Origin of the sequence: Oleiagrimonas citrea (assembly GCF_012395255.1) — a bacterium.
GTDB lineage: Bacteria > Pseudomonadota > Gammaproteobacteria > Xanthomonadales > Rhodanobacteraceae > Oleiagrimonas > Oleiagrimonas citrea.
In genome coordinates this window covers 475,352-487,356 of sequence record NZ_JAAZQD010000003.1, presented here as the reverse complement: position 1 = coordinate 487,356, position 12,005 = coordinate 475,352, and the positions used below count along the sequence as shown (strand labels likewise).

At 60.8% G+C, this 12,005-nt stretch carries 10 protein-coding genes and 3 tRNA genes; 5 read left to right on the top strand and 8 right to left on the bottom strand.

Annotated elements, in window-relative coordinates; all coding sequences use genetic code 11:
- Positions 1–34: 34 nt before the first annotated feature.
- From HF690_RS09360 to HF690_RS09340, 5 genes are all read right to left on the bottom strand, one after another.
- Positions 35–595, bottom strand: a complete 561-nt coding sequence (locus tag HF690_RS09360) for a DUF2058 domain-containing protein (protein ID WP_168609241.1) — start codon at positions 593–595, stop codon at positions 35–37.
- A gap of 56 nt (positions 596–651) precedes the next feature.
- A complete protein-coding gene (locus HF690_RS09355) occupies positions 652–864 on the bottom strand; it encodes a SlyX family protein (protein ID WP_113064790.1) in 213 nt (70 codons plus the stop codon).
- Between the two features lie 11 nt (positions 865–875).
- Positions 876–2,222 (bottom strand): UDP-glucose dehydrogenase family protein, encoded by a 1,347-nt coding sequence (locus HF690_RS09350; RefSeq protein WP_168609240.1) that lies wholly within the window; start codon positions 2,220–2,222, stop codon positions 876–878.
- A 155-nt stretch (positions 2,223–2,377) separates the two neighbouring features.
- Positions 2,378–3,142, bottom strand: a complete 765-nt coding sequence (locus HF690_RS09345; RefSeq protein ID WP_168609239.1) for an FKBP-type peptidyl-prolyl cis-trans isomerase — start codon at positions 3,140–3,142, stop codon at positions 2,378–2,380.
- A gap of 202 nt (positions 3,143–3,344) precedes the next feature.
- Positions 3,345–5,141, bottom strand: coding sequence for a cation:proton antiporter (locus HF690_RS09340; protein WP_168609238.1), 1,797 nt, complete (start codon positions 5,139–5,141; stop codon positions 3,345–3,347).
- 169 nt (positions 5,142–5,310) lie between these two features.
- Here HF690_RS09340 and HF690_RS09335 point away from each other — a divergent pair.
- The 3 genes from HF690_RS09335 to HF690_RS09325 all read left to right on the top strand — a co-directional run bounded on the left by HF690_RS09335 (position 5,311) and on the right by HF690_RS09325 (position 5,585).
- Positions 5,311–5,386 (top strand) — tRNA-Ala (locus HF690_RS09335).
- A 9-nt stretch (positions 5,387–5,395) separates the two neighbouring features.
- Positions 5,396–5,471: transfer RNA gene (locus tag HF690_RS09330), tRNA-Glu, on the top strand.
- Positions 5,472–5,508: 37 nt separating this feature from the next.
- Positions 5,509–5,585: transfer RNA gene (locus tag HF690_RS09325), tRNA-Asp, on the top strand.
- Between the two features lie 185 nt (positions 5,586–5,770).
- Here HF690_RS09325 and HF690_RS09320 read toward each other — a convergent pair.
- The gene (locus HF690_RS09320) at positions 5,771–6,256 is read right to left on the bottom strand and encodes a DUF1249 domain-containing protein (protein WP_113064786.1); all 486 of its coding nucleotides are present in this window, start codon (positions 6,254–6,256) and stop codon (positions 5,771–5,773) included.
- A gap of 64 nt (positions 6,257–6,320) precedes the next feature.
- The gene (gene ppsR, locus HF690_RS09315) at positions 6,321–7,136 is read right to left on the bottom strand and encodes a posphoenolpyruvate synthetase regulatory kinase/phosphorylase PpsR (RefSeq protein ID WP_113064785.1); all 816 of its coding nucleotides are present in this window, start codon (positions 7,134–7,136) and stop codon (positions 6,321–6,323) included.
- A 190-nt stretch (positions 7,137–7,326) separates the two neighbouring features.
- On the opposite strand from ppsR, the gene ppsA reads away from it, so the two are divergent.
- Positions 7,327–9,714, top strand: coding sequence for a phosphoenolpyruvate synthase (gene ppsA / locus HF690_RS09310; protein ID WP_168609237.1), 2,388 nt, complete (start codon positions 7,327–7,329; stop codon positions 9,712–9,714).
- A 330-nt stretch (positions 9,715–10,044) separates the two neighbouring features.
- Positions 10,045–11,091, top strand: coding sequence for a hypothetical protein (locus tag HF690_RS09305; RefSeq protein WP_205300821.1), 1,047 nt, complete (start codon positions 10,045–10,047; stop codon positions 11,089–11,091).
- 429 nt (positions 11,092–11,520) lie between these two features.
- Here the strand turns inward: HF690_RS09305 and HF690_RS09300 are convergent, their stop codons facing one another.
- Entirely contained in the window at positions 11,521–11,910 is a 390-nt protein-coding gene (locus HF690_RS09300) for a tautomerase family protein (RefSeq protein ID WP_168609236.1), read from the bottom strand.
- Positions 11,911–12,005 lie beyond the last annotated feature (95 nt).

Here is a 12,005-nt window from a genome sequence, read left to right as displayed (position 1 = left end):
AGAGTCGGCGTCCACACGGGACGCCGACCGCACATCACCAGACCAGGTCGTCCGGCACGCCGTCGTCGCCCTTGCCGCTCTCGGTCTCGGGATCGACCTGCAATGCGATGTGCTCGGGCGCAAAGGCGCGCACCTTGTCCGCGACATCCAGCGCAACCAGAAGATAGCGTCCTCCCTGCTGCACGACCGCCAGTTCGCCGGCATTGAGTCGCGCCAACTGATCGCTATCGACATGCACGCGACGGATCTTTCCGCCGTACTCGAAATGACGCATCAACTCGGCATCGGCCTTGTTCAGGATCGCGCCGTCCAGCACTTCGCGCAGCTTGCGTTTGCGCTCCTTGCGCTCTCGCGCCAGACGCTCGGCTTCGGCCTTCTCGCGCCGACGCTCGCCAGCCTCGGCCTTTGCGCGCATCGCATAGGCGCGCGCAAGATCGACTTCACCGGAAGCCGACTCCGATGCCGAAGCAGATTTGGCACTACCGCGATTTTTCCCACCGCGTTTTTTCTTGCTGAACTCGCGACGCTCCGGCTTCGGCTTCGCCTTGCTGACGAAGCCGGCCTTGAGCAGTTGATCTCGCAACGAATCGGCCATGACATGGCACCCTTTCAATCATGACGTCCCAGCCTGCATCCAAGCAGGCCGGCGTTTCAGTAGTGTGGCGGCGGCGGCTCGCTATGTGCGTCGTGGCCGACCGCGGCACGCAATGCAGTAACCTCGCTGCGCAACGCGCGCAATGCTTGCTCGACCGCCAGCAGTCGCTGGCTGAGGTCGGCATCCGCCTCGGACAGACCGCCGACCGCATCATCGAGGAAAGTCAGGCGGACTTCGATGTCCTGCAAGCGTTCGGATTCCTGGGTCATGGTCTGCTCACTCAGCTGCGGCTGACCTGCGCGGAACGACCGCGACCGATGCCGTAATAGGCCAGCCCCGCTTCTTCGACCTGCTCCGGATCGTACAGATTACGGCCGTCGAACAGCACGCGCTCACCCAGGCGCTCGGCAAGCATTTCGAAATCCGGGCTGCGGAAAGCCTTCCATTCAGTGACCACGGCCAGCGCATCGGCGCCGTCCAGCGTCTCCTGCAGGGAATCGCACAGCAGCAGATCCTCGCGCTCGCCATAGATGCGCCGCGCCTCGTCGCGCGCCTCGGGATCGAAGGCCCGAATGCGCGCACCGGCCTTCCACAGCGCCTCCATCAGATAGCGGCTGGGCGCCTCGCGCATGTCGTCGGTATTGGGCTTGAACGCCAGTCCCCACAGCGCGATGGTCCGACCCTTCAGATCGCCCTCGAAGTGACGCTCGATGAGTTCATACAGTTTGTGCTTCTGCTTCGCATTGACGGCTTCCACGGCCTCCAGCAGCGTCGCAGTGTAATCGTGCGCCTTCGCCGTGCGTTCCAGCGCCTGCACATCCTTGGGGAAACACGAACCGCCGTAGCCCGCGCCCGGGTAGATGAAATGAAAACCGATGCGCGGGTCCGAGCCGATGCCAAGACGCACCTGTTCCACGTCCGCACCGACGCGCTCGGCGATGTTGGCGATCTCGTTCATGAAGCTGATCTTGGTCGCCAGCATCGCATTGGCCGCGTACTTGGTCAGCTCGGCGGAACGCTCATCCATCACCACCAGACGCTCGTGATTGCGATTGAACGGTGCGTACAGCTTGCTCAGCTGCGCGATCGCCCGGTCGCTGGAACTGCCGATGACAATCCGGTCCGGACGCATGCAATCGTTGACCGCATCGCCTTCCTTGAGGAACTCGGGATTCGAAACGACGTCGAACTCGACCTTGGCGCCACGTGCATCGAGCGCAGCGCGCAACGTGGCGCGCACACGGTCGGCCGTACCGACCGGCACCGTGGACTTATCGACAACCACGGCGTAGTGATCGAGATGCTCGCCGATCGTCGAAGCGACTTCGAGCACGTAGCGCAAGTCGGCGCTACCGTCCTCATCCGGCGGCGTTCCGACGGCGATGAAAATCGTTTCGGCCTGAGCAATGGCCGGCGCCGCTTCGGTCGTGAAGCGCAGGCGTCCGCTGGCGTGGTTGCGCGTCACCATCGGTTCCAGACCCGGTTCGTAGATCGGGATCTGACCCCGCTCCAAGCCGGCCACCTTGTCTGCATCCACATCCACACAGACTACGTGATTGCCCATTTCGGCAAGGCATGTACCCGTGACCAGGCCCACATAGCCGGTACCGAAGATCGTCACTTTCATGATGGCTCTTTATCCACTGACTGGAACAGACTGCACATTGTAGGCAGCCCGCGGGACGGGGACCAGCGCACGCCTCTCCACGACGCCGGAAACAAGACGGGGCGCGGATCGTTCCGCGCCCCGTACGAACACTTGCAAGGTCGAACGGAACTTGATCAGTTGCCGCTGTCGCCCTTGCCACCGCTGCTCGGCGCAGGCGGCGTGGTCTTGTCCAGCTTCACGTCGAAGATGATCGTGGCATTCGGCGGGAAGCCGTTCTGCGGCTGCTCGCCGTAGGCCAGGTCCGACGGAATGTACAGCTTGTAGTGACCACCGACCTGCATCAGCTCCAGGCCTTCGCGGAAACCCGGGATCACGCTGGACAGCGGAATCGGGGTCGGGCCACCGCCCTTGTGGTCGGCCGAAGCGTCGAACTTCTTGCCATCGATGAAGGTGCCCACGTACTCGATGTCCGCGGTGTCCTTCGGACCCGGATGCGGACCCGTACCCTGCTTGATGACCTTGTACTGCAGGCCCGACGACGTGGTCTTCACGCCCGGCTTCTTCTTGTTCGCGGCCAGGAACGCGGCGCCTTCGCGCTTGTTCTTGGTGGCCATCTTCTCGTACTCGGCCTTGGCCTTGCTGCGCAGCTCGGTGACGAACGCTTCACGCACCTGCTTGGCCTTGGCTTCGTCGATCTGCGGCTTCTTGCCGGACAGCGCGTCCTGCAGGGCCTTGGCGACGATGGACGGATTGATCTCGTCGCGGACGATCGGCGGCAGCTGGCTCGCCAGATCCCAGCCCACCACGTAGCTGGCCTCGTTCTTGTTGACCTTGGGCGCAGCCTTGGACTTGCCGCCCGTCTGCGCGAACGCACCTGTGGACATGGCCAGCGCGGCAACGGCGACGGCCGTCATCGCATAACGCGGAAAATGCTTCATTCGATACTCCCTCGTGTGTGGTTGTGCCGGCGCCATCGGAATCGACCTCCCCTGACACGGACAGGCCGAGCATTGTGCCGGTCTTGCAGCCGGCTTGGCAACGGCGCGCGACAATGGACAAACGTGCCCCACAAAGGTTCCTGCGCGGCGTGCCGCAACGCCTTTTTCCGGCGCGGGATCACACGTCCCGCGACATTCCGCATCAGCTTGCGCCGGCACCATCCTGTTTTTCAGTGGATTTCGACGGCAATGCCGTGGGGCCATCCGGACTCAATGTGTCTTTCAATGCCGCCTGCAGACGCGCATGCAGGCGCACGAGTCCGCGCCAGAGCACCAACGCTGCCAGCACACCCGCGACGATCAGCATCAGCGCCACACCGCGCGGCGGCAGAATCGCCGAACTCAGGGCCACCACCAGCAAGGCCAATGCCACCAGCGTCAGCAAGGGAATGATCCGCGCGAGCACGTTGCGGATCGCAAACGTGTACTGCCCGGCAAAACGCTCGCGGATGCCCAGCTCGGCCAGCAGCATGCCCAGCGCGTCCGACTTGCGGTACACCGCGATCAGCATCGGCAGCGACAGGAACAGCGCACAGGCCCAGATCACCGAATGCCGCGTGTCGCGATCGATGCCGAACTGCGAGAAGAACCGCCAGTTGTGTGCATTGACGTACGCGCCGATCACGAACAACGTCACCACCAGCGCGATGTTCACGCCGATGTGCCACAGGAAGCGGCGGAACATCGCAGCGATCACCGCGTTCTCGTCCACCGGCCGCAGATTCTCCAGCCATTCGCTATAGCTGCGCGCCAGACTGCGCATCGGACGCGGCACTACACGCGACATGCCGTCGACGATGCGGTCGGCCGAACGCACCAGATACGGCGACATCGCCATGCATAGCACCGACACCGCCACGGCCACCGGATAGATGAAGTCGCTGACCACACCCAGTGAGACGCCCAGCGTGGCCATGACGAAGGAGAACTCGCCGATCTGCGCCATGCTGAGTCCCGTGCGCATCGAGGTGCGCGCATCGTGTCCGGTCAGGAACACGCCCAGGCTCACCGCGAACGTCTTGCCGAGCACCACCACCACCGCGATGATCAGCGCCGGACCGATGTAGTGGTACAGCATCGCCGGATCGATCTTCAGCCCGATGGCGACGAAGAACAACGCCGCGAACATGTCGCGCAATGGCTCGACCAGGTGCACCACACGACCGGAGCTGCGCGACTCGGCCACCACCGCGCCAGCCAGAAACGCGCCCAGCGCTACGCTGAAACCCATACTCGCCGCCAGCAGACAGGCACCGAAGCAGATACCCAGCACGCAGATCAGCAGCACCTCGTCACGACCGTATCCGGCCACGTGATCGACCAGGCGCGGCAGCAACAGCAATCCCAGAATCAGGCCCACCACCACGAACAGCCCCAGATGCCAGACCACACTGATCGCGTCGGCGGCCACCGTGCCGCCCAGCGCCACGGCGGTCAGCACAGTCAGCAGCACCACCGCCATCACGTCCTCGGCCACCAGCACGCCCACCACCAGCCGCGCGAACGGCTGATGCCGCAGCTTGCCCTCGGCCAGCATGCGCGAGGCCACCATGGTCGAGGACAGCGCCACCATCGCTGCCAGGAACAGCGCGTCGATGCGCGACCAGCCCAGCCACTCGCCCAGGCTGTAGCCGAACCACAGCATCAGGCCGACCTCCGCCACCGCCGCCACCAGCACGCCCGCGCCGACGCTGCGCAACTTGCGCACGCTGAACTCCAGCCCCAGCGTGAACATCAGCAGCACCACACCGAGATTGGAAATGTCGTTGATGGTGCGCGGATCGGCGACCAGCGGTCCCGGTGTGTGCGGACCGATCAGCACACCGACCAGGATGTAGCCCAACAGCGCCGGCTGACGCAGTCGATGGAAGATCAGCGTGGCCGCGCCGGCGACCAGCATCACGATGGCGAGGTCGCGAATGAAGCCGATGTCGTGCATAGATGCTCCCCGAGGTCTTGCGTGCAGTATGCCGGACACTCCCCGAACCTTGCCGGAATCCCTTTTGCGACAGTGCTTTCGGCGCCCCCGGAAAAAAAGTTGAAATTGTTTGCACGAAAACGCTTGACGAAGAGGGGGCACATCTCTATTCTTTCGCGCTTCCAGCGGCGGGGCCATAGCTCAGCTGGGAGAGCGCTACAATGGCATTGTAGAGGTCGCCGGTTCGATCCCGGCTGGCTCCACCACTAAACCCTGTCCCCATCGTCTAGAGGCCTAGGACACCACCCTTTCACGGTGGCGACCGGGGTTCGAATCCCCGTGGGGACGCCAAGTTTGGCAACAGGGATGAAAGCTGGAAACACAACGCGGAGCGGTAGTTCAGTTGGTTAGAATGCTGGCCTGTCACGCCGGAGGTCGCGGGTTCGAGTCCCGTCCGCTCCGCCACTATTGAAGAAAAAAGCCCGCCTCGCGCGGGCTTTTTTCTTGCCCGGAATGCAGCACGACGGCGCACGCACGACGGCGCACGAATGCAGCACGACGGCGCACGCACGACGCAGCGCGCCACACGACCAGACCGCACGGCGTCACTGAACAAAGCGGAGTGCATGCCCCGGGCCGAAGCCCGGAACTCAGGCGTAACGCACCTTCGGCGTCTCGTCGATGCGCTGCAGCGTGCCGATGGAATGCCCCTGGTCGGCCAGGTATTCCAGCCAGCGATTGAGAAAGCTGTTCATGCGCAGACGATGCTGCATCACCGTGCGCGCCTCGGGAAACGGACCCAGCACCTGCCACAGGTGCCGGCCCGGTTCGCAGTGCCAGGCCTCGGCCTGCTTGGCATCGGTGTACATGCGCAACTGTGCCGACGGCGTCGGCAACCCCGTGCGCTCATCGACGAAGCCGTAGCTGAGGTCTAGTTCCAGCGTGTAGCGATGACGCTCCAGCACGTGCATGTGCACCTGCAGGCCGTCGCCGGGATCGGACGCATAGTGCCCGGCCTCCAGCCGATGCGGCGCGAACAGGCGCGCCAGGCGCGCATAGTTCTCCGTATACAGCCCCATCAGATAACCGAAGCGGCTGGGCAGAACGCTGGTCGGACGGTCGAGAATCTCGCTCATGGCCCGATGCTAGCATCGCCGCGGTCGATGCCGCGACAGACCGGACATGCTCTTACGCACAGGTTCAGAACACGTCCCGTTCCAGCCCCATGTGGCTGAGGATGCGCGAGGCGATCTCTTCGATCGACAGGTGCGTGGTGTTGATCTGCGGAATGTTGTGCGTCAGGAACATGTGCTGCGCCCTGCCCAGTTCCCAGCGCGCCTGCTCGACACTGGCGTAGCGACTGTTCGGCCGCCGCTCGGAGCGAATCTGCGCCAGACGCTCGGCGTCGATATTCAACGCATACAGGCGCGGCTTGTGCACCCGCAGGAAACTCGGCAGATGGTCCTGCTCCAGATCGTCGTCGGTCAGCGGATAGTTGGCCGCCTTCACGCCGTACTGCAGCGCCATGTACAGACAGGTCGGCGTCTTGCCCGAACGCGACACGCCGACCAGGATCACGTCGGCGTCGTCGAACTTGGTGCTCATGCCGTCGTCGTGAGTCAGCGCGTAGTTGGTGGCGTCGATGCGGCGGTCGTAGCGATTGGTGTCGACCAGACCGTGAGAACGGTTCACCGCGCCCGAGCGCTTGGTGCCCAGCTCCTGCTCCAGCTGCCCCATGAATGGCGCGAACAGATCGATCATCAACGCCCCGCTGCCCGCCACCACGCTGCACAACGCCTGATCCGCCATCGTGTTGACCACGATGGGCTTCATGCCGCTCTTGGCGTAGGCGGTCTTGATCCGCAGCGCCGCGGCCGCCGCCTTGTCCGCATCGTCCACGAACGGCAGGCGATGGGCGTCGAAGTCGATGCCCTCGAACTGGGCCAGAATCGAATGACCGATGGTCTCGGCGGTGACGCCGGTGGAATCGGAAATGAAGAACACCGTGCGACGCATGCGCGGAAAACTCCTTGGAAGACGTGCCCGGCAGTCTACCGGAGCCGCGCTCGGCACCGCCCGTGTCCTGAACGCACGCCGCCGCAAACCTTGTTGTAGACGGTCCGGCAGGCGACAATACCGATTCTTTTCATGGCGTTTCACCCGTTTTCAGGGCGTTGCGTCCGTTCACCCCAAGGGAGTTCCCGTTTTGAGTGACCTGGTGCTTTGGCTCGACAGCCTGCGCATGACCGACCTTGCCAAGGTCGGCGGCAAGAACGCCTCGCTCGGCGAGATGATCGGCAACCTGGCCCAGCTCGGCGTGTCCGTGCCCGGCGGCTTCGCCACCACGGCCGACGCCTACCAGACCTACCTCGAGAAGAGCGGTCTGGCCGAGCGCATCCGCAAGCGTCTGGAAACCCTGGATGTGGACAACGTCGATGAACTGGTCGCCGGCGGCAAGGAGATCCGCGGCTGGATCGTCGACACCGCCCTGCCCGACGACCTGGCCCAGGCCATCCGCGACGCCTATGCCAAGTTGTGCGAACAGGCCGGCTCCGACGACATCGCCGTCGCCGTGCGCTCCTCGGCCACCGCCGAGGATCTGCCCGACGCCAGTTTCGCCGGTCAGCAGGAGACCTTCCTCAACGTGTCCGGCATCGACGATGTGCTGCACACGGTCAAGGAAGTCTTTGCCTCGCTGTACAACGACCGCGCCATCGCCTACCGCGTGCACCACGGCTTCAAGCACGAAGACGTGTTCCTGTCCGCCGGCGTGCAGCTGATGGTGCGCTCGGACATCGGCGCCTCCGGCGTGCTGTTCACGCTGGACACCGAATCCGGCTTCCGCGACGTGGTCTTCGTCACCGGCAGCTACGGTCTCGGCGAGATGGTCGTGCAGGGCGCCGTGAACCCGGACGAGTTCTACGTCTTCAAGCCCACCCTGCGCGACGGCAAGCCCGCCGTGCTGCGCCGCCAGCTCGGTTCCAAGCAGCAGCGCATGGTCTACTCCGACACCGACGGCGAGCGCGTGCGCATCGAAGAGACGCCCGCCGATCTGCGCAGCCGCTTCTGCATCACCGACGCCGACGTCGAGGAACTGTCGCGCCAGGCCCTGACCATCGAGAAGCACTACCAGCGTCCGATGGACATCGAATGGGCCAAGGACGGCAACACCGGCAAGCTGTACATCGTGCAAGCCCGTCCGGAAACCGTGAAATCCCGCGCCAGCGCCACCCAGCGCGAACGCTTCGAGCTGAAGCAGAAAGGCAACGTGCTGGTCGAAGGCCGCTCCATCGGCCAGAAGATCGGCGCCGGCAAGGCCCGCGTCATCCGCTCGCTGGAGCAGATGAACCAGTTCCAGGCCGGCGATGTGCTTGTCGCCGACATGACCGACCCCGACTGGGAGCCGATCATGAAGCGCGCCTCGGCCATCGTCACCAACCGCGGCGGCCGCACCTGCCACGCCGCCATCATCGCCCGCGAACTGGGCGTGCCCGCCGTCGTCGGCACCGGCAACGCGCTGCAGAGTATCCCCGACGGCGCCGAAGTCACCGTGTCCTGCGCCGAGGGCGACACCGGCTACATCTACGAAGGCCTGCTCGACTTCGAGCGCATCACCACGGACCTGGGCGACATGCCCGAGGCCCCGCTGAAGATCATGATGAACGTCGCCAACCCCGAGCGCGCGTTCGACTTCGGCATGCTGCCCAACGCCGGCATCGGCCTGGCGCGCCTGGAAATGATCATCGCCAGCCACATCGGCATCCATCCCAAGGCACTGCTGGAATACGACAAGCAGTCCGCCGACGTGAAGGCCAAGATCGACGAACGCATCGCCGGCTACGACGGCCCGGTGGCGTTCTATGTCGACCGCCTGGCCGAGGGCATCGCCACCATCGCCGCCTCGGTCTACCCGAAGCCGGTGATCGTGCGTCTGTCCGACTTCAAGTCCAACGAGTACGCCAACCTCATCGGCGGCGACAAGTACGAGCCGCACGAAGAAAACCCGATGATCGGCTTCCGCGGCGCCAGCCGCTACGTCGACCCCAGCTTCAGCGAAGCCTTCGGTCTGGAATGCAAGGCCGTGAAGAAGGTCCGCGAGGTCATGGGCCTGGACAACGTCTGGGTGATGATCCCGTTCGTGCGCACGCTGGACGAAGGCCGCAAGGTCGTCGAGGTGCTGGAAAAGAACGGCCTCAAGCAAGGCGCACACAGCGGCGACGAAAAGCCGCTGAAGATCATCATGATGTGCGAAGTCCCGTCCAACGCCCTGCTGGCCGAGGAATTCCTGGAGATCTTCGACGGCTTCTCCATCGGCTCCAACGACCTCACCCAGCTCACCCTGGGCCTCGACCGCGACTCCAGCCTCGTCGCCAGCCTGTTCGATGAGCGGGATCCGGCGGTGAAGAAGTTGCTGGCGATGGCCATCTCCACGGCGCGTGCCAAGGGCAAGTATGTGGGTATCTGTGGTCAGGGGCCGTCGGATCATGCGGATCTGGCGGAATGGTTGATGGATCAGGGGATCGAGTCGGTTTCGCTGAATCCCGATACCGTGGTGGATACCTGGTTGCGGTTAGCGAAGCACAAGAAAACCTGAACTTTCGGCTGCAAGTGATTGAAAAAGCGGGCTTCGGCCCGCTTTTTCTTTGCCTGTCTATCGCGCATTGGTCTGCACTTTTGTAGGATTTCCCTGATTGCAGCGTGCGCGATGGATGGAGATACTGGGACATTGTGTCCTTCGGTCGCTGATCGGGGAATCTCATCGCGACAGGGGCTGGACGCAGAATATGAAGGCTAGTGACTGTCATACGAATGACGAATGCTGGCTGAAATCAGTCATCACCTACTTCCTGCATCCGAAAATAGGGCGCCCCTTACAGAGAACCTCTGAAAATAAATGAAACCACGCCTCTGGAAAAAATAAACCATGAAGGAACTGAAAATGAAAAAAATTATGCGCACCAAACTATTGGCACTATTATCTTTGTCACTGCTTTATAGCGAAGCATTATTCGCACTCCCGCCCGACAACCCTCCAACCACCACCACCGCCCCATCCAGCACAACAAGTCCAACACAAAAAATTAAGTTTTATGGTTACGACTGGCTTGATTATTATCAATTCACCCAACCAGCAATGAACCCTAGCAGCGCTAAAAACGCTATATACACAACCGGATTCAGTAAAACAAACCTAAATGTGGTCCATCGTACCGAAACACTCGATGATAGCGCCTGCGCATCAGGCACATGCGCACTTGGCATTAATGCAGGATCTGGCACAACCAGCGGATCGTTATGGACAGATATCTGCCCCGGAGCCATCAACGACCAGCAATGCACGTCATTAGGTTCATGGCAAAACATATGGAATATTGTGGCGACAATCAAGCAGGCGACGTATAAGCCGTCCGCCATCTACTTTATCGATGAGCCATTTGACAATAAAGCTTTGCAGGAAAATGGAAATTATGTCAGCTACCGGTACCCGAGTTATATCTGCACCCTAAGAGAAGCCATGCAACATTATGGCTTGAACATCCCCGTATTTACGGTGCTTTCGTACAATCAAGCACACACAGCAAAATATGTAGGTGAAATTCAAAACCAAATGCCATCCACTGGATGCCCAACAACATACAACAGCAGGCCAGACTGGATTGGCATTGATAATTATCACTGGTCGGATAGCGATATGTGGTCAACGTACACGTACGTCGCCCCACCCAGTAATCCATCCAGCCAAAAATGGGTGATGGTACCCCCGTCCACCGCGTCTCTTGGCATGACTGATCAACAGCTTCATGATCAGATTCAGATTTATTGGGACTTCATCTGGAACCACCAATCCGCGCCAATCATTGCGATCATGAACTGGCACTTTGATAGAAATGTAACACTTGACCCAAACACTTACCCTAAAACCACAGCCCTTCTTTCGTACATGGCCAATGAAATCACACCCGCGCAATAAGAAACAAAAAAATGACGCCAGAATCACTTACAACCGATTGCAAAAGCGGTGCAGGAGACAATTCCCCACCCCTTGGACATCCAGTAGACGCAAAAGCCCACTGCCGTGGGCTTTTGTTAGTAATTCTCTTGGGCTAAAGCGATAAGTGCGCAATTAGATTTAATGCAACTCAATCATCATCACAAGCTACCCGTTAGGTATTGATATAAAAAACGGCTCCAGATGCACTTTCCGAAGAGCCCAACACTCCGATTAAATAAAAGGTGCCAGGGACAATTTCTTGTCAACCAAAAAGGCGCCTGCCCGGGACAACTCCTTACCCTTGAATATCAAGCAGATGAAAAAGCCCACTGGCGTGGGCTTTTGTTAGTACTTTTCTTGGGCCAAGGCGATAAGTGTGCGATGATATTTATTGCAACTCAATCATTATCACAAGCTACCCGTTAGGTATTGAGATTCTCCAAACCCAAAACTCCAGTCGACATCTGTATTGGTGGTGACTGAGATGAGAATATCTTTAGGCGATAGCCCGATGGCGCTGCCAAGCCGTTCGGTGACCTCTTTATAGAACTTCGTTTTCATTACCGTCGCACGAGGGCTGGTGAAGACCTGAATGACTATCGCGTCTTCGCTACGTTCAAACCCTAGCCCTGTATCGAGCAGCACCATACGTCCGGATTTGTGTTCGGTCACTATCTGATAGCGATCTCTTTTGGGCACATTGAAGGCGTCGACAACGCAATCTTGAATGGTGTCCATGATAGTTTTTATTTCACTATCCGAACGCCCTTCGTTTAAATCAATTCTTACCAGTGGCATAACACCTTCCGTCAGCTGTTGACAACTATCTCCCCACTATACATCCTTCCAAAAATCAAGACTGAAGCCTTCCTAAATCAGAGTACGGCGTCAGG